This is a genomic window from Streptomyces sp. SID8352 (assembly GCF_009862265.1).
Classification (GTDB): domain Bacteria; phylum Actinomycetota; class Actinomycetes; order Streptomycetales; family Streptomycetaceae; genus Streptomyces.
This window is the reverse complement of the sequence record NZ_WWGX01000104.1, coordinates 328,298-346,045: the sequence shown is the minus strand read 5'-3', so window position 1 is coordinate 346,045 and position 17,748 is coordinate 328,298. Positions and strand designations below refer to the sequence as shown.

Genomic DNA, 17,748 nt, shown 5'->3' with positions numbered 1-17,748 from the left:
GGCCTCTCGTTTGGATCACGCCGGGCTCGCGGGGTCCGGCCTGATCCAAACGAAAGACCCTGGCCCCAGCACCGGGCGGAAGCCACGGCCTTCAGGAGCCGGTGACCGCCCGGCCATGAGGCAGCCACACACCGCGGCTGCCCCGCCACCGACGACGATCCCCACGCCCGCGCGGCAACCACGCGCGGACGTCCCTCTCCGAAAGCGACGACGCCATGGGTGACATCCGCAATCTCCCGGAGGTCCTGACAAGCTTGGGAGTGCTGGGCCTGTTCTACGCCGCCCTGGGACTGTGCGTCAGGGCCCGCATTCCCGTCTCCGCTATTCCCCCGCCGCTGCGGGTACGCGTGCAACGGCGCCTTCGGCTCATGCCCTTTGTGTTCCTGGTGAGCACCACGATGCTGCTCACCGGACTCGCCCTCCTCCTCGTACGGAGCACATCTGGAACGTAGCCGACGCATCTGCCCCAGCGGCAGGTGACACCAGGTACAAGCAGACGGCCGGGGGCGGGCGAGCCCGGTGATCACGCAGGCGGGCGCCGGGCGGTGCGACCGCCCCGCCATCCGTCCTTCTTGGTCACACTCGAGAAACCTGCGCGGCCGTCCGCGTGTTGCGGCCAGAACACCATCGGCTATCGCCGACCGAGTCGTAAGGGAGAAGAGCCTGTACACCACCGGCCCCAAACCAGATGCAAAGGCTGATCCCCGAGACTCCGCTCCGTCCCGTCTGCAGCGGCTCCGCCTGCTCGGACCGGCATTCGTCGCCGCGATCGCCTACGTCGACCCCGGTAACGTGGCCACCAACGTCACCGCCGGTGCCACATACGGCTACCTGCTCGTGTGGGTCATCGTGGCAGCGAATCTGATGGCCTGTCTGGTGCAGTACCTGTCGGCCAAACTGGGGCTCGTCACCGGCCAGTCGCTGCCAGAAGCCCTGCGTGACCGGATGCCACGTGTCGGCAGGCTGGCCTACTGGGCGCAAGCCGAGTTGGTGGCAGTGGCCACCGACCTGGCCGAGGTGCTCGGCGGAGCAATCGCTCTGCATCTCCTGTTCGATCTGCCTTTGCCAGTCGGCGGGCTGGTCACCGGCTTGGTGTCGATGGGGCTCCTGGCCCTGCAGAGCCGACGTGGACAGCAACCCTTCGAGCAGGTGATCATCGCCTTGCTCGCAGTGATCACCGTCGGGTTCTGCGCCGGCCTCTTCGTGGCCCCTCCGTCTGCACCGGGTGCCGCGAACGGCTTGATCCCCCGCTTCGACGGCACTGACAGCGTTCTCCTGGCAGCGGGCATGCTCGGCGCCACGGTCATGCCCCACGCCATATATCTGCACTCGGCGCTTGCCCGGGACCGGCACGGAGGGCAGGAGGGCCAGCAGCGACGGAAGCTGTTGTCCGCGACCAAGTACGACGTGGGAATGGCCATGCTCGTGGCCGGCGCCGTCAACCTGGCCATGCTGCTGCTGGCAGCGACAGCGCTGCGGGGCAATGAGACCGACGGCTCCCTCGAAGGTGCGCACGCTGCCGTCGGCGCTCATCTCGGCGGCGGGATCGCGCTGCTCTTCGCCGTCGGCCTCCTGGCGTCAGGATTCGCCTCCACTGCAGTCGGGTGCTACGCCGGTGCCGTCATCATGGGGGGCTTGCTGCGCCGACGGATCTCCCTGGTGATCCGCCGGACCATCACGATGATCCCGGCCCTCGTGATGCTCGCTGCCGGAGCCGATCCGACGCACGCGTTGGTCATCTCCCAGGTCGTGCTCTCCTTCGGGATCCCGTTCGCCCTCATACCGCTCGTCGTACTGACCTCCCGCCGCAGCGTCATGGGCTGCTACGCAAACCGGACACCGGTAGTCGTGGCTGCCACGCTCGTCGTCGTCGTCATCATCACGCTCAACCTCGTGTTGATCTATCTGACCATGGCTGCCGCCACCTGATCAGACCGGCGACCGACCGGGCCCGAATCTGCGGCCGCTGCCGCGCCCAGGGCCCGTGCTGGGGCGCCTGGCGCACACCGACTCCGCTCGGCTGCGTCAACCTGTGTCCGCCGTGCTCGGGAGTCACCTTCCAGCGCTGCACCGGCCACCTGCGCGGCGTGCTGTACGAGTCGGCCCGCACACGGAGCACCCGCGCCGACGACTGCCTGTGCCGCCTGTGCTCGGAGTCCCGGGCGGCGTTCTGGGATCACTGCCACGACCACGGCTTGGTCCGCGGCCCGCTGTGCGGCAACTGCAACACCCGCGAGGGAATGAGCACGCCGCAGTCCTTCCTCCAGAACAAGGAGGGCGCCGCGTTGCCCCTGCCGGAGTACCGCGGCCTCCTGGAGCGACGCACCCTGCCCGCCCGGTACTACGCCGCCCTCCCCCGGATGCACGTGGAGGCGACGGAACGCCACATCATCCGTTCGCGCCGATGCAAGCACGAGCCGTGGATCGAACACGTGGAGCTCGCGCATGGCGCGTACCGCTTCGAACCGTCCTGCTGGTGGCACCAGGCCACGTGGGGCCTTGACCCAAGGCCGGGCAGTCAACGTTTTCGCAGTTCACGCAAGCCAGTTGAAGGACTCTCCGACGCAGAGGGACGGAGCTCGTGAGCTTGTCCCGGCGGCTGTTGGTGTTCGAGCTCGAGAGCCACCCCCGGCTTCACCGGCTCCTTCTCGCCATCGACCGCGAGGCACCACCGCTTGAGGTGCCGGCTCACCACCGTCACCAGCTTCCAGCGACGTACGCGGACTCGCAGTCGGCGTGCTCATCGGGCAGCGGTGAGGCAGTCGGCCGACAGCAGCGCACTGAGCCTGAGCGGCTCAGGACCGTCGCGGCGTACGACAGTGCCGGTACGCCGCTTCGGTCTTCGTCCGGGTGGCGCCGTCTTCCTTCGCCGCCTCCCGGTCCGCGACCAGGAACTGGCGCGCGAGGTCGATCCCGCTCGGCTCGGCACTCACACGATCACCGCCCCGGCAGAATCGCCGTCCAGCGCGCGCGGCGAGCTCCGGCAGCCGACCTGTCCACGGTGCGGCCGCGGCCGGCTCGGTGCGGGCGGCGCCTGGCGATTGCTGGGCCGGATCGACAAGGCCGAGGCCGAGGCCCGCGGGCGTACAAGTCGGAGCAGGGCCGCCACTGGTACAGGCACAACCCGAACGGCGCGGACGCAGTCGCCGCCGCAACGGAGAAGGCAGAGGCCGCCCGCGAGCGCACTGCCGAGCACCTGCTCGTGGTGCTGCTGGAGCAGCTGGCCCTACCCATCGATCGCGTCGTCGTTGTTCTTCAGCTTCTCTTTGACGGCCGCCTGGCAGCTCGTTGGAAGCCTGGCGATCAACCGGAAAGGGCCGCGCGGCCGTGGCGACAGCCGCAGGCGGGCGCCGGCGCGGCCCTGTACGGTCGCGACCACGAAGAAGTGAGTGGCCCCTGGGAACTCGAACAAGCGCGTCCAACGCGCGAGCCGGACGATCGGTAAGGGGACGGGCACGCCCGAGGAGATCCGGGAGGCGCGGGACGTCCTGAGCAACCACCGTCTCGCCCACGCAGCTCCTCCGAACCCGGTGACCGTGGCCGTGCGGCAGCGAGCGCTCGACGTGAACCCGAACGCCGTCGTGGCAGTGCGCCGGAAGCACCTGCCCACGATCTTGGAGAAGCCGAAGCGCCACTCCACGACGAGCGTGACCACCATGCGGGACTCGGGGGCTGCCGGGTGGTCTTCGACACCGTCGCCGAGGTCGACGGGTCGGTCAGCGTTCGCCGGTATCTTCCTCCGGTCCGTCCGATGATCCGAACGAAACCGCCCAGCAGTGGACGACTGCGCTCTCCCGCGCAGAATCCGAGCCGCCCCCGGCTCTCGGTGCCGGGCGGGTCAGATGATCGGGTTGGTCAGTGTGCCGATGCCGTCGATGGTCACTTCGACCACGTCGCCGGGGGTCAGGTACCAGCGTGGGGTGCGGGCTCGGCCGACTCCGCCGGGGGTGCCGGTGAGGATGAGGTCGCCGGGGCGGAGGGGGAGCATGGTGGAGATGTACGCGATCAGCCGGGTGGGTGTGAACAGGAGGTCGGCGATGGCGTGTTCCTGGACCGTCTTTCCGTTCACCGTGGTGGAGAGGGTGGCGGTGGCGGGGTCGAAGGCGTCGGGCGTGGTGAGGACGGGGCCCACCGGGGTGGAGCGGGCCCAGATCTTGCCCTGGAGCCATTCCGTGGTGCGGTTCTGCCAACCGCGCATGGAGATGTCGTTGGCGATCGTGTATCCGGCGATGCACTCGGCCGCCTCGTCCTCGTCCACCCGGTACGCGGTGCGGCCCACGACGACGGCGAGTTCTCCCTCCCAGTCCATCTCCGGGTCCTCCGGCGCGGCGGACACGGGGTCGGTGGGGCCGGTGAGGGTGTCGGCGAACTTCGCGAAGAGAGTGGGGTGGGAGGGAAGGCCCCGGCCCATCTCCTCGATGTGGCTGGTGTAGTTGAGGCCGGTGCACAGCACCTTCGACGGGTTCGGCACGAGGAGGCCGAGTCCGGCACCTGCGGCCGGGACACGGCGCCCGTCGGCGTCGGCGGCCCGTCGGCGCCAGTCCTCGTTCAGCAGCAGGGCGCCGATGTCGGTACAGCCGGGGATCTCGGTGAACGTGTCACCGTCCAAGCGGGCCGCGACCGTTCCGTCGGTGGTGCGCAGGGTTGCCAGTCTCATGCTGTTCTCCTTCTCCTTCCGCGGGGGGTCTTCAGGCGTCGAGGGCGGAGCGCTCGGGGACGATCAGGTCGAAGAAGCCCCAGTGGGATCCGGCGGGAAGGGTGCCGGACAGCATGCGGCCGCACTTCTGCGTCACGATGTGGGAGGAGCCCCGGTGCTGGCTGCCGGCGTGGCTGTCGCGGAAGAAGCGTTGCAGCACGCCGTCCCGCATGACCCGTGCTCCGGCGAACCGGTGCACGAGCTGACTGATCTCCACCGCGGTCCGGCCGGCGAGGCTGCACGCGAGTCGGGACATCGTGTCCTGCTCGTCGCTGAGGCGCGCCCCGGTGGAGAGCGTCGCCTCGTTGTCGCGCCATGTCTCGCGGAGCAGCGCCATCGTGCCGCGGACGTGCGAGAAGTGGCGGGCGAACTCGCCGAAGAACTCGTCGCTGGTGACCGGGGACTCCTGGGCATGGTTCCTGCTGAGGGTCAGGTCGCGCAGTTCGTCGAGCATGCGCCGGCCGACGCCCTGAGACCAGGCGGCCTGGTGCAGGCCGGCGGAGAGGGCCGGGCTCAGGCGGTTCTCGGGGCGGCCGCGGCGGGCGTTCCCGGGGCCGATGGCGTAGATGTACGCGTCCTCGACCAGCACGTCCTCGGCTCGGTAGTCCAGGCTCGCGGTCGCGCGCAGCCCGAGCATGTCCCAGTTGTCGCTGATCCGTACGGCGGAGCGGGGGACGAGGCAGACCACTCGTTCCCCGGTCCCCTCGACCGAGGCGGAGAGGTTGAGGTGCGTGGCCATGGAGACGCCGGGGGCGAACTGCCAGTCGCCGCTGACTCGGCAGCCGCCCGCGACCCGCACGGCCCGGCCGGTGAACGAGGTGGACTGGCCCGCCACCAGGGGTTCGGCGCCGTCGGCGAAGAGGGCGGTCACGGCTTCGTCGCCCAGGTGGGCGGCGGCGGTGGCGGTCTCGCTCGTGAGGGACCGGACGAGCCAGCCCAGGGAGGCGTCCGTGTGGGACAGCTTCTCCATGACTTCCAGGATCTGGAGCGGGGAGGCGTCCAGGCCGCCGAGTTCGGCGGGGACGGTCAGTTGGAGGATTCCGCTGTCGCGCAGGGCGTCCTGGACCGCCGGTGTCGGACGGCGCAGCCGTTCGCTGTCGGGGGCCTCACTCAGCAGGAGGGGGCGGATGGCGTCCAGCCGTGCCAGGAGGGTGGGGACGTCGGCGGGAGGGGTGGGGCTGGTCACGGTCGGTTCCTTTCGGACCGGGCGCCGTTCTCGGTGCCGGAGGCGGTTTCCTGGGCCAGCGCGCTCCACTGGCCGCGGTAGAAGAGCAGGGGGCGGGCGTCGTCCTGTTGGCCGTAGGCCGTCACCCGGCCGAGTACGAGAACGTGGTCCCCGCCGTCGTTGGCCGCCCAGGGGGTGCACTGGAAGTAGGCGGGTGAGCCGCCGATGCGGGGGGCGGGGCCGTCCGTGATCCAGTCGATGGGCCGGTCCTGGGGCCTGCCCGCGAAGTGGAGTGCCGTGTCAAGCTGGTTGTCGCCGAGGACGTTGACCGCGAAAGGCCGTTCCAGCAGGTGGTTGAGGGCGCGTGAGGTGCGCTGCATGGACACCAGCACCAGTGGCGGGTCCAGGGAGACCGAGGTGAAGGAGTTCACGGTGACGCCGTAGTGGGTGGTGCCCACCTGATAGGTGAGGACGACGACGCCGGTTGCGAAGTTGCCGAGGGTGTTGCGGAGTTGGCGGGGGTCGGAGAGCGGGGGGTTCGTTGGGTCCGACGCGGGCGGTACGGCGTCGGCGGCCTTCTCGTAGATCTCGGCGTCCCACATGATGTCGGTCATCGGGGAACCTCCTGGAGGAGTCGCGGGGCCCGGCGCGCGGGGCCGGGGCGGGCTGGGCGAGGGTGGCCGGGGCGGCGGCGGGAGGGGTGGCGCCGCAGGGGGTGCGGAGCCGGGGACACCACCGCCGCCCCGGGGTTCAGACGGCTTCCTCGACGGCCTCCTCGCTCGCGGCGAAGGAGGTCCCCGTGCCTTCGGGAAGCCACTTCCGCAGGACCGGGTAGAGGAGGAGCGCCGCGACGAACGACACCAGGAAGCCGAGGGCGAAGACGTCGGTGGCCATCAGGATCACGCCGGTGGCGGCGGCCACGGTCAGGGTGATGACTCCGGCCCAGTTCCACTTCTCCACTCGGTGGGTACGGCCGTCGTACCTTGCCCGGCGCACCAGGTAGTAGTCGGCGATCATCACACCGCACATGCCGAGTGTCATGGCGCCCAGGTACGCGAGGTAGGTGGAGAACTTCTCCAGGATCCCGGCGCCGATCATCACCAGGGCGATGATGTTTCCGACGACGACCATCGCGGCCCGGCCCGGTTTCCGGCCGGTGAGGGCGTCCACCAGGTTGACCAGGGAGAGCGAGCCTGAGTAGGCGTTGATGGCCTGGGCCTTGGCCTGGGCGGCGTAGATGGTGACGAAGCCGAGCCAGGCGGCGAAGATCACGAAGAAGGCGCCGGTGTTCTGCATGACGAAGTCGCTGCCCGCCGCGCCCGCGGCCTCGGGGGTCAGGTTCTTGTCGTGCTCCATGAGGTACGTGACAACGTCGGGCATGCCACCGATGACGACGAGCGAGCCCAGGACGGTCATGAGGATGTTCTGGGTGACCGGGCCGGCCGCGGCCAGGACGGTGACGTCGCGGCGGGTCCGGCAGTAGCGGGCGAAGTCCGTCGTGACGAGGGCGATGGTTCCGGCCGTCGCGCCCATGACCGATATCGCGGCTTCGAACTTGGGCCACAGGCCCCCGGGGACGACGCCGCTGTAGCGGAAGACGTCCATGGGGTCGGCGCCCTCGATCACGTAGATGTGAACGATCATGTAGATCGTGACGAGGAGGGTGACCGCCGTGAGTATGCCGGAGGCGCGCAGTGCGAGCTTGAGCCCGAAGACGGCGAGTCCGATCCACAGCAGGGTCATGAGGCCGTAGAGCAGGACACGGTTCGTCCAGGAGTCGGGCAGGTCGAACATCAGCAGGGTGCCCTGGTAGAGGAGGGCCGACTCCATGGCCAGGAAGCCGAGGATCATGAAGGCGAAGACTGCCGAGCCGACCGACGATCCCCGCAGGCCGAATCCGAAGAACCGGGAGGTGATCGTGGAGGACATGCCGGTCTCGAAGGCCATCCGTCCGAGGGCCTTGCCGAGGAAGACGCCGAAGGCCGCGACGAGGACGCCGACGATCATTCCCACGGTGAAGCCGGCGAGGACGACGGTGAAGCCGGCGATGGCGAAGACGACGAGTGCCGTGGCGACGCTGACCGGGCTGAGGGCGAGTTGGTGGCCGCTGCGGCGCTCGGCTGTCGGGACGCTGACCAGGGCGTGGTCCTCGGCCGCCGCGGACAGCGTCGAAGCGGTCGGCCCCGGGGGGTTCGTTGTTGACGACACAGTTCCTACCCATCGAGAAGAGAGGGCGTCCACGGCGCGTTCCGCGGGGGAACGCGCCGGGTGTCGCCGTATTCGGTCAGTCCGTGCTGCAGCCCGCGATCGCGATGGCCTCGATCTCGACGAGGATTTCCGGCTTGGCCAGAGCGGCCACCTGGACGAGCGAGCAGGCGGGGAAGTCGCCGGTGAAGAACTCCTCGCGGGCCTTCCACACCTGGGCGTTGTCACTCATGTTTGTGACGAAGATGGTCATCTTGACGACGTCGTCCATGGCGCCGCCGGCCGCCTCGACCAGGTCCTTGATCTTCTGGAAGACGACCCGGGACTGTTCGAGCGCGGTCTCGCCGAGGACGGTCTCTCCGTCGTTGCCGCGTGCGGTCATGCCGGAGATCAGGATCAGGTCGTCGACGCGGAGGCAGTTGGACCAGGTCCGTGCCCTCGGTTCACGCACGGCGTCGGAGACAAAACGATTCTTCTTCATGGTTGCGGCAGTCCTCACAGGTCGATTCGGCTGTCCCAGGCGGACGTGCCGCCCCAGTTCACGCACACGCTCTGGCGGCGCATGAATCCCTGCCACGCCGTGGACCCGGCGGTACGGCCGCCGCCGGTCTCCTTCTCCCCGCCGAACGCGGCGCCGACGTCGGCACCCGTGGTGCCCATGTTCACGCGGACGATGCCGCAGTCGCTGCCCCGGGCGGAGAGGAAGGTCTCGATGTGGTTCAGGTCGGTGCTGTGCATGCCCGAGGCCAGGCCCTGGGCCACGCCGTTGTGGATCTCGATGGCCTCGTCGAGGTCGTCGTAGACCAGCACGGAGACGATCGGGACGAAGGTCTCGGACTGGGCGATGTCGAAGTGCGGCTCCACACCGGTGACGATCGTCGGCTCCACGTACAGTCCGGGCCGGTCAATGACCCGGCCGCCGTGGACCACGGTGGCCCCCTCGAGTTCGGCGCGGGCGAGGACACTGCGGTAGTCCTCCACCGCCTGCGCGTCGATCAGCGGGCCGACGACGGTGTCCGGGTCCCGCGGGTCACCGATGGTGATCTGATCGAAGGACTTCTTCATCAGCTCGACGAGTTCCCCGGCGATGCTCCGGTGGGCGATGACCCGGCGCGTGCTGGTGCAGCGCTGGCCGGTGGTGCCGACCACGCCGAACGTCAGGGCCTTCGCCGCGAGTTCGAGATCGGCTGTCTCGTCGACGATGCACCCGTTGTTGCCCGAGCACTCCAGCTGGTAGCGGCGTCCGAGCGTCGACCCGACGATCTCGGCGACCTTGCGTCCGACACCGGTGGAGCCCGTGAAGGAGATCATCGCGACCCGGGTGTCGGCGATCAGCCGCTCGGCGACGGCGTTGTCGGCGGGGATGAACAGGGAGAAGACGCCTTCGCACCCCATCTCCGCGGCCGCCTGGTTGACCAGCTTCTGCACCGCGATGGCGGTGAGCGGCACCTTGGGGCTCGGCTTCCAGACCACGGTGTTGCCCGCGATCGCGGAGAGGAACCCGTTCTGCGCCCAGACCGCCGCCGGGAAGTTGTACGCGCTGATCACCCCGACCACGCCGAGCGGCAGCCACTGGTCGTACATACGGTGTTCGGCACGCTGCGACTGCTGGGTGAAGCCGTACATCATCCGGGCCTGGCCCGCGGCGAGGGTGGACATGTCGACGGCCTCGCGCAGCTCGCCCCTGGCCTCCATGGTCGACTTGCCGGTGTCGAGGGAGACGACGGCCGCCAGGGCGTCGATGTTCTCCTCGATCAGCTGGCCGATGCGGCGCACGAATTCACCGCGCCGGGGCGGCGGGACCATCCGCCACTTCTTCTGCGTGTCGACGGCGGCGGCCACGACGCTCTCGTAGTCCCCGGCGTCGGAGGCCGCGATCCGGCCGACGATCTCGCCGTCGGCGGGACAGACGGCCGCGATCACCGGGCGGTCCTCGATGACGCCCCAGCCCAGGGAGTCCGTGTACGTGCCGGAATGCATCTCGTCCAGGCCGAAGGCGGCCAGCACCTTCCCGGCGTCGAACAGGGCGCCGGCCTTGCCGGTGATGTCGTACGTGCGGTCGGTCTCGGTCATCGTCGCTCTCCCTCGGTTCCCGTCGATGCCGCGGGTCCGGCGTGTTCCTGGCTGCGTCCCGGCACCTCAGTCCTTCGCAAGGAAGTCCCCGATCGTCTCGTCGGTGTGGTACTCGGGCTTCTCGTAGTAGTGCGGGCCGTCGTAGATCTCGATCAGCACGCTGCGCTCGTGGGCGAGCGTCGGTCCGTGGGGGTGGTCCTTCGGGTTCATGTAGAACGAACCGGGGCGCAGCCGCAGACCTGATTCGGTGTACTCGTAGTCGCCTTCAAGGCAGTACATGAACTGGTTCGACGCGTGTGTGTGCCGGGTCGGAATCGTGCCGCCCTTCTCGTACTCCAGCAGGGCGATGCTGGCGCCGGTCCCGGGGTTCTTGAAGAGGAAGTACTGGCGGAACCCGTAGTCGGGGTAGTCGATCCAGCCGGCGTCGTCGAGATCGACGGCGTGGATCAGGACTTCCAGCGACCGCAGGGCCGCGGGGTCGATGCGCATGGGGATTTCACTCCAAACCAGGACGGCTCGAGGCCACCCATGTGTCGTATTCCTGGCGGCTCTCCAAAGTGGCGGGGAACAGCCCGAAGAGGGACCGCCCGCGCCGGATCTCGAGTGCCGCGAACTCTTCGTACGAGGCGGCGTCGGCGGCCAGGGCGGCCACTTCCGCGGCAAGGTGACGCGGGATCACCGCGACCCCGTCGTCGTCGCCCAGCACCACGTCGCCGGGGTAGACCGCGACACCGCCGCAGCCGACCGGCTCGTCCAGCGCGACCGGGTGCAGGGCGATCGGCGTCGCCGCGGGCGCGTTGCCCCGGTGGAAGCAGGGCAGCCCGGTCCCGGCGATGGCTCCGGAGTCCCGGTATCCGCCGTCCGTCACCGCACCGGACACACCGCGCCGCTGGAGCCGCGCTGCCATCATGTCGCCCATGGACGCGCCCGCCCTGGAGCCGCCCGCGTCGATGACGAGCACCGCCCCGGGCGGACACTCCTCGATCGCGCGCCGGTGCAGGTTCTCGCTGCTGGCGTAGTTGGCGAGGGTGTCCAGGTCCTCGCGCGCCGGGATGAACCGCAGCGTGCTCGCCGGGCCCACCATGGGCGCCCCGCCCGCGACCAGGGGCCGGACCCCGGCCATCAGGACGTTGCGCAGCCCGTGCCGGAGCAGCATGTTGGCCACGGTGGACGAACCGGCCCGTACCAGCTGCTCGCGGACGGTCGGGGACAGCGGTTCGTGAACCGGCTGCGGCAGCGGCGCGCCGGGTGCCGCCGGCGTGGGTTCGGGGCGATCCGCCCGCTTCTCGCCACTCACTGGAAGAACTCCATCGGGGGACGGTTCCCCCACTGGGTGGTGTCGGCGGCGGTGCCGTTGAACTTTCCGGGCCGGTGGCTGCCGTCCACGGTGTCGCCGTCGGTGTAGTGCTCGATGCGGAAGCCGAACGGGTCCTTCCAGTAGTCGAAGATCTGGCTGCCGAGCAGGTGGCGGCCGACCCCGACGTCGGGGGTGTAGCCCTGCTGGAGCAGGTAGTCGTGCGAGGACATGACCGCGTCCATGTCGGTGACCTCGAAGGCGCTGTGGTGCACGCCGACCCAGTCCGACTGGAGCACGAGCATGAAGTGGTGGTCCACCAGCTGTTCGCCGAGGTCGAGCCGGACGAAGGTTCCGACGACGGGGCCGTCCTGCCCCGGCGGCAGGAAGTAGTCGGAGGGCAGGAAGTTGAAGCGCTCGTTCAGCCAGGCCATCGACGCGTCGTGGTCCTTCACATGGAGCACGAAGTGGCCGAGCCGGGCGATGGTGCAGGGCGCGACGGACTGGCGGACGGAAGAGTTCACCCGGTTCTTGTCCCGGATGTTGTTCATCTTGAACGGTTCCCGGTCCGCGAGGGGTTCGGACCTGTCCCGGTTCCAGATCGCCCGGATCTCGATGCCGTCCGGCATGGTCATCGAGACGACCTGCCCGCTGCCGGGCTCCGTCGACTCGGTGATCGGGGAAGATCCCGGCAGGGCGGCGAGTTCGACCAGGTCCCGGTATGTGGCGACCTCGATCGAGGCACCGACGAAGCGCTGCTTGTCGGCCTTGCGGGTGACGTGGATGTGGTGCTGGGTTCCGGTTCCCCGCATGTACAGCGTCCGGTCGTCGCTGCCCTCGGCCCTGGTCATGCCGAACGAGGTGAGGAACTTCTCCATCACCTGGAGATCAGGTGCCTCGTAGGTGACGTGGGCAGCATCGATTGCCGTGGCCACGGGTCCTCCTGTGGTGGGTGGGAGCGCGGTGGCGCGCTCGGTTCGCCGCTGGTGGGCTCCCCGGCCGGAGCCCGCGGGGCGTCAGCGCTTCTTGAGGATGCTGACGTCGTCCGGGCCGATCAGGTCCGGCACGGTCCAGCCGTCCAGGTCGTACTCGTCCATGGCGCTCTGCGCGAACTCCTTGCAGCGGTCGAGCAGGCCGCTGCCGCGGGCGCCGAAGAGGTTGGTCTGCCGGGTCACGTCGTTGCTGCCGATGTAGTTGATCTCGTACAGCTCGTGGCGGGCCCCGAACTCGGTGCCGATGGAGTCCCACAGCATCTTCATGACCTTGACGCGCTCCTCGGCGTCGATGCCGCCGGTGCCGCGCACGTAGGTGTCCAGGTAGCCGCGGATCTCGGGGGTCTTGAAGTCGTCGGCATGCGAGTTGAGGTAGATCAGCCCGCTGGCCACCACCTGCTCGATGATGTTCTTGATCTTCGGCATGGCCAGCTGGTTCATGACCCGGTACGCGCCGGCGAACTGCGGATCGGGCTGGATCATGCCGCCCTTCCACGGCACCGCGCTCTTCGCCATCGCGTCCGAAAGCGCCCAGAAGGTGTTGCGCCAGGCGATGACCTCGCCGAGCTGCGACATGACGCCGTGGAACTGGCCGGCCCCGGTGACGTCGAGGGCGCGGGCCAGCATGCCGACCAGGAAGTCCATCTTGACGGCGAAACGGGTGCAGCCGTGCAGGGAGGCGCGCTCCAGGTAGCCCGAGTGGATGTTGTACTTGTTCGCCTGCTCCAGGTCGTTGTAGATGAACGCGTTCTCCCAGGGGACGAACACGTCGTCGAGGACCAGGATGGCGTCGTTCTCGTCCAGCCGGCTGGACAGCGGGTAGTCGAACGGGCTGCCGAGCACGGCGGCCCGGTACTCGTTGGACGTGCGGCAGATCAGTTTCACGCCGGAGGAGTTCGTCGGCATGATGAACACCGGGGAGAAGGACGGGTCCTGCACGGCGACCTGGCCGACGTGTCCGACGAAGGTGTAGTGGGTCAGGGCCGAGCCGGTGGCCACGACCTTGGCGCCGGTGACGTAGAAGCCCGCGTCGGTCTCCCGGGTGACCCGGATGAACACGTCCTTGCCCGCGTCGGCGCCCAGCCCGCGGTCGACCGGAGGGTTCATGATCGCGTGGTTGATGTACCAGGTCTTCTGCTGGGCCTTGCGGTACCAGTTGCGCGCGTTGTCCTCGAAGCCGCGGTAGAACTCCGCGTTGGCGCCCAGGGTGCCGAGGAAGCAGCCCTTGTAGTCGGGCGAGCGGCCCATCCAGCCCCAGGCGATCTTCTGCCACTCGGCGATCGCGTCGCGCGAGGCCACCTGCTCCTCGACGGTCTTCGGCGCCCGGTAGAAGCGGTGGGTGAATCCGCCGTCCTCGTTGGGCACGGTGAGGATGTCCTTGCGCGCCGGGTCGTGCAGCGCGTCGTACATGCGGGCGATCATGCGGGCCGAATTGCGGAACGCGGGGTGTTCGGCGACGTTCTCGACCCGCTCGCCGTAGATCCAGACCTCGCGCCCGTCGTTCAGGCTCTCCAGGTACTCGGCACCGGTGAAGGGGATGTTCTCACGGCCGGCGCGGTCGAGTGGCGACTGATTTGCATTTTCCGTGCTCATAGAAAGAAAACCCCATCTTCTCCCGAACGGAAATGGATGGCGCCGGGTTCAGGTCGTGCATGATCGGCTGCCCATGAAGGGGGACGAGTTGCCGAACCGAATTCCCTGCGGCGTCGAATTGCCTGAAGGCTTCCACGGGGAGCAGGCACGGGCAATAGGCCTCGGAAGCGGACGATGCGCGCGGGCGGGGCGGCCGACGCGCCGCGCTCCAGTCGGTGAACGACGGGCGAATGGCCTCTGAACTGGTGTTTTTCATCCCGATGGGAGGACCGGGGGCCGCCCGGAACATCCTCGAATGTGATGCACGCCACAGGGATTTCCCCCCGTGGTGCGAGATGACCCCTCGCTTTTCCCCGTGCCGTCCATACGCGGCACAATGGAGGGGTGCCATAGTTTTATGTATGGCTGCCTTTCGGCAGTGCGTCGCCGATTGGCCGGGCCGTTCGCGGGACAGCCCTCAGGGCGCGCCCGAGCCCTTGCGGGGTCGCGGGCCCGCCCGGCTCACGACCTGAGCGCGCGGCGGTGCTCGGCGACCACTCGGGTCGCCTCCAGCCAGTGCCGCATCAGCGGGCTGATCTCGGCATCCCGTCGCCACAGCAGCGTGGCCTGCATCGGGGCGAGCCAGCGCGGGGGGTCGAGGAGGGTCACCGCATCCGTCCGGCCCGCGATCCGCCGGGTCACGGGGGCGACGCCGAGCCCGGCGGCGACGAAGGCGACGGCTGTCTGCGGTGTGGAGACCTCCAGCACCTCGAATGAGTCGTCGCCCGCGAGCGCCTTTCCGACGACTTCGGGCATCCCGGTGAACGCCGGAATGCGGTACGGGAGAATCCAGCGCCCCCATCCCTTTCCGTCGGGGTGGTCCTCGCGCGCGCGATACCGGGGGACGGCGAGCTTGATGTCGATTCCCAGGATGGAGTAGGAATCGCAGAGGTCCGTCACGAAACCGGCGAACTGGCCGGGGCCGAAGGGAATGCACCCCATGTCCAGCCGGCCGTCCTGAATTCCCTGCACGATGAGGTCGGGGGTGACGTCTGTCAGGCTGACCCGTGCGCCCGGGACCTGGTCGAGGAACTCGGCCAGCACATCGGCGACGATCTCGTTGATGACCATGGGCTCCACACCGATGCGCAGGTCCCCGACGGCGCCCTCGCCCATCAGCTTCAGCGTCGCCATGGCCCGGTCCCGGTCGGCGACCAGGCGTTCGCCCTTGGACAGCAGGTAGAGCCCGGCCTGCGTGGGGTGGACGCCCTTCGCGGTGCGTTCGAGGAGTCGCACGCCGAGTTCGCCCTCCAGTTTCGCCACGGCATGGCTCACGGGCGGTTGCGTCATGTTGAGGTTCTTGGCGGCCTGCGAGACCGAACCGGCCTCCACGACGGCCTTGAAGTACTCGATCTGACGAAAGTCCACCCTCTTCGACCTTCCACGGCCCCCGGTCTGTCCCGACAGGCAGAGATTACGGGACGGCTCGGCGTCGGCGGCAGCGTCGTCGGCGCGGCGTGCGAGGGCTGTCAGCCCGTCGGCGGGACCCGGACCTCGGGTTTGGAGCGGTTCGGGTTGCCGAGGTGCGGGCGACGCCGGCGAGATGCATGCTCGGGCATCGCCGAGGCGATCGGCGAGGACGTGTCGACGCCCGTCCGTGTGGCGGCCGGCATCCTTCCCACAGGTGGCACCTGGTGCCATAGTGAGGAGGTGAGCTCTCCAATCTCCGCAGGTACGTTGCAGGCTTGGGCGGCACTGGGTGCCGATTCTTCTCTGCTCGACCGGGTGTCCTACAGCGGTCCGTCCGGAGGACTGCCGGCGCGGCTGCCCGTCATGGAGCTGGCGCGGGCCACTGTCGCGGTGTGCTCGCTCGCGGCCGCCGAGCTCACTTCCGTGCGCACGGGGCGGCCCGCGCCCCGGGTGCGGGTCGACGACGAGTCGGTCGCGACGGCGTTCCTCAGCGACCGGCTGGTGCGGGTCGACGGGCAGGCGTGGCCGACCTTCGCGCCGCTGTCCCGGTTCTGGCGGGCGGCCGACGGTTGGGTCCGTACGCACGCCAATTACCCGCACCACCGGGCCCGGTTTCTCGCCGCTCTCGGGTTGCCGGGGGACGCCGGCGAGGAGGCGGTGGCCGGGACGATCGCGGGGCGTACCGCGCTGGAAGTGCAGGAGACCGTGTTCGCGGCGGGCGGTCTGGCCATCGCGGCCCGCGGCCCCGAGGAGTGGGCCAGGAGCGAGCAGGGAGCCCTGGTCGCGAAGCAGCCGCTGTTGACGATGTCGCGCCTCGACGACTCACCGGACCGGGTGCTCGGTGACGCCGCACTGCCGTGCGCGGGGCTCCGCGTCCTGGACCTGACCCGGGTGCTCGCCGGACCGGTCGCCACCCGGACGCTGGCGCTGCTCGGCGCGGACGTTCTGCGGGTCGACGCCCCGCAGCTGCCGGAAAGCCGGCAGGCCCACAACGACACGGGCATGGGCAAGCGCTCGACCACCCTGGACCTGGGCGACGCCACCGGCCGCCGGGTCTTCGAGGAACTGCTCGACGAGGCGCACGTGGTGGTCACCGGCTACCGGCCGGGCGCGCTGGACCGGTTCGGACTGACGCCCGAGGCGCTCGCCGGGCGCCGTCCGGGTCTCGTGATCGCCCAGCTGTCCGCATGGGGCTCTTACGGACCGTGGCACGAGCGGCGCGGCTTCGACAGCCTGGTCCAAGCGGCCACCGGAATCGCCGAACTGGAGGGGTCACCGGACTCGCCCGGCGCGCTGCCCGCCCAGGCACTCGACCACGGCACCGGCTATCTGCTGGCGGCCGGGGTCCTGCGCGCGCTCACCGAGCAGCACCGCACCGGCGGCACCCGGCTGGTCCGCCTGGCCCTGACGCAGACCGCGCACTGGCTGGTCCACGGCCTGGCCCCCGCTCAGGGCGAGGATGAGAGCTTCGACGCCGGGCGCCGACTGACCGAGACCGACAGCCCCATGGGCCGGCTGCGGCATGCCCTGCCACCGGTGTCGTACGAGGGAGGACCGGTGGCCTGGGCACGCCCACCGGGCCTGTGGGGCACGGACGCCGCGGTCTGGGCCGGCGCCTGACGAACCTGCCCGCCGACCACCACGCTCGTCCGCCACCTGAAGCGCTCAGTCACACCGGTCCGACCGAGCGCCACGGGTGACGAGTGGGCGCGCAGGTCGGCCACCGGGGCGCTCGGTGCTGTGGCCGAGCAACAGGGCCTCGACGGCGAACGACGCGCCAGCGGCTGTGCTGGAAAGCACCGAAGCCGATCGCCACGGCCAACGAGAAGGTGCCCGGCGCGAACGTCCGCGCCGTTCACTTCCTGGCGCCCGCGCCCTCGAAGGCCGACCCCGTCCCGGCCCCGCAGCCGACCGCGCCCGCCGTGCCGACGGACGCCCGGGCCGGTCGGCCGGGTCCCGGGAGACATCGCGCAGGCCGATTCGCAGCCACGCGCCCTGCGTTCGCTCTTCTGCCCACGGTGCCGCACCTCGTCGGCAGCCCCCGACGCAGGACTGGGTCATCCGCTCTCCGCCGCTTCCCATGGTGTCCGGAAAGGCAGATGGCCTGCCCCTGAACCCGTACGCATGTTCCTTGCCCGCGAACGGTGACGGACCGACCCTGGGATCTGGTGATCTCTGGTCTCGACGGAGTGTCATGGGAGCCCATGCCCGCCAGAAGGACAATGACGCCGCCTTGTACGGCAGCGCCACACGCCGTGCGCCGAAGGTCGGTGTGCGGCCC

The 17,748-nt window shown here is 69.6% G+C and carries 16 protein-coding genes; 4 read left to right on the top strand and 12 right to left on the bottom strand.

The window, feature by feature from the left end; all coding sequences use genetic code 11:
* Positions 1-519 precede the first annotated feature (519 nt).
* Together GTY84_RS31355 and GTY84_RS34410 are read left to right on the top strand one after the other, a co-directional pair.
* Positions 520-1,929 carry an Nramp family divalent metal transporter gene (locus GTY84_RS31355; RefSeq protein WP_345943589.1) on the top strand — a complete coding sequence of 470 codons (1,410 nt, stop codon included), beginning with the start codon at positions 520-522 and terminating at the stop codon, positions 1,927-1,929.
* Positions 1,930-2,087: 158 nt separating this feature from the next.
* Positions 2,088-2,585, top strand: coding sequence for an endonuclease domain-containing protein (locus GTY84_RS34410; RefSeq protein WP_345943588.1), 498 nt, complete (start codon positions 2,088-2,090; stop codon positions 2,583-2,585).
* 210 nt (positions 2,586-2,795) lie between these two features.
* On the opposite strand, the gene GTY84_RS31345 is transcribed toward GTY84_RS34410, so the two are convergent.
* Positions 2,796-2,933 (bottom strand): hypothetical protein, encoded by a 138-nt coding sequence (locus tag GTY84_RS31345; RefSeq protein ID WP_161229780.1) that lies wholly within the window; start codon positions 2,931-2,933, stop codon positions 2,796-2,798.
* 269 nt (positions 2,934-3,202) lie between these two features.
* Here GTY84_RS31345 and GTY84_RS31340 point away from each other — a divergent pair, with 269 nt between their 5' ends.
* Positions 3,203-3,445, top strand: a complete 243-nt coding sequence (locus GTY84_RS31340) for a hypothetical protein (protein WP_161229779.1) — start codon at positions 3,203-3,205, stop codon at positions 3,443-3,445.
* 393 nt (positions 3,446-3,838) lie between these two features.
* Here GTY84_RS31340 and GTY84_RS31335 read toward each other — a convergent pair whose 3' ends face one another.
* The 11 genes from GTY84_RS31335 to GTY84_RS31285 form a co-directional block, all read right to left on the bottom strand.
* Positions 3,839-4,657, bottom strand: coding sequence for a fumarylacetoacetate hydrolase family protein (locus GTY84_RS31335; RefSeq protein ID WP_161229778.1), 819 nt, complete (start codon positions 4,655-4,657; stop codon positions 3,839-3,841).
* Positions 4,658-4,688: 31 nt separating this feature from the next.
* Positions 4,689-5,882 carry an acyl-CoA dehydrogenase family protein gene (locus GTY84_RS31330; protein WP_161229777.1) on the bottom strand — a complete coding sequence of 398 codons (1,194 nt, stop codon included), beginning with the start codon at positions 5,880-5,882 and terminating at the stop codon, positions 4,689-4,691.
* The gene (locus GTY84_RS31325; RefSeq protein WP_161229776.1) at positions 5,879-6,475 is read right to left on the bottom strand and encodes a flavin reductase family protein; all 597 of its coding nucleotides are present in this window, start codon (positions 6,473-6,475) and stop codon (positions 5,879-5,881) included. Before GTY84_RS31325 ends, GTY84_RS31330 begins: the two co-directional genes overlap by 4 nt.
* Before the next feature lie 136 nt (positions 6,476-6,611).
* Entirely contained in the window at positions 6,612-8,069 is a 1,458-nt protein-coding gene (locus GTY84_RS31320; protein ID WP_161229775.1) for a cytosine permease, read from the bottom strand.
* Between the two features lie 76 nt (positions 8,070-8,145).
* Complete coding sequence (locus tag GTY84_RS31315; protein ID WP_161229774.1) at positions 8,146-8,547, bottom strand: RidA family protein; 402 nt, start codon at positions 8,545-8,547, stop codon at positions 8,146-8,148.
* A gap of 14 nt (positions 8,548-8,561) precedes the next feature.
* Complete coding sequence (locus GTY84_RS31310) at positions 8,562-10,139, bottom strand: aldehyde dehydrogenase family protein (RefSeq protein ID WP_161229773.1); 1,578 nt, start codon at positions 10,137-10,139, stop codon at positions 8,562-8,564.
* A gap of 66 nt (positions 10,140-10,205) precedes the next feature.
* Complete coding sequence (locus GTY84_RS31305) at positions 10,206-10,628, bottom strand: cupin domain-containing protein (protein ID WP_161229772.1); 423 nt, start codon at positions 10,626-10,628, stop codon at positions 10,206-10,208.
* 7 nt (positions 10,629-10,635) lie between these two features.
* On the bottom strand, positions 10,636-11,436 hold the full coding sequence (locus GTY84_RS31300; protein ID WP_345943587.1) for a dimethylmenaquinone methyltransferase: 801 nt from the start codon (positions 11,434-11,436) through the stop codon (positions 10,636-10,638).
* Positions 11,433-12,368 (bottom strand): VOC family protein, encoded by a 936-nt coding sequence (locus GTY84_RS31295; protein WP_265294040.1) that lies wholly within the window; start codon positions 12,366-12,368, stop codon positions 11,433-11,435. Before GTY84_RS31295 ends, GTY84_RS31300 begins: the two co-directional genes overlap by 4 nt.
* An 81-nt stretch (positions 12,369-12,449) precedes the next feature.
* Positions 12,450-14,018, bottom strand: a complete 1,569-nt coding sequence (locus GTY84_RS31290) for a 4-hydroxyphenylacetate 3-hydroxylase N-terminal domain-containing protein (RefSeq protein ID WP_161229771.1) — start codon at positions 14,016-14,018, stop codon at positions 12,450-12,452.
* A 501-nt stretch (positions 14,019-14,519) separates the two neighbouring features.
* The gene (locus GTY84_RS31285; protein WP_161229770.1) at positions 14,520-15,425 is read right to left on the bottom strand and encodes a LysR family transcriptional regulator; all 906 of its coding nucleotides are present in this window, start codon (positions 15,423-15,425) and stop codon (positions 14,520-14,522) included.
* A 282-nt stretch (positions 15,426-15,707) separates the two neighbouring features.
* On the opposite strand from GTY84_RS31285, the gene GTY84_RS31280 reads away from it, so the two are divergent.
* Entirely contained in the window at positions 15,708-17,087 is a 1,380-nt protein-coding gene (locus GTY84_RS31280) for a CoA transferase (RefSeq protein ID WP_161229769.1), read from the top strand.
* Positions 17,088-17,748 lie beyond the last annotated feature (661 nt).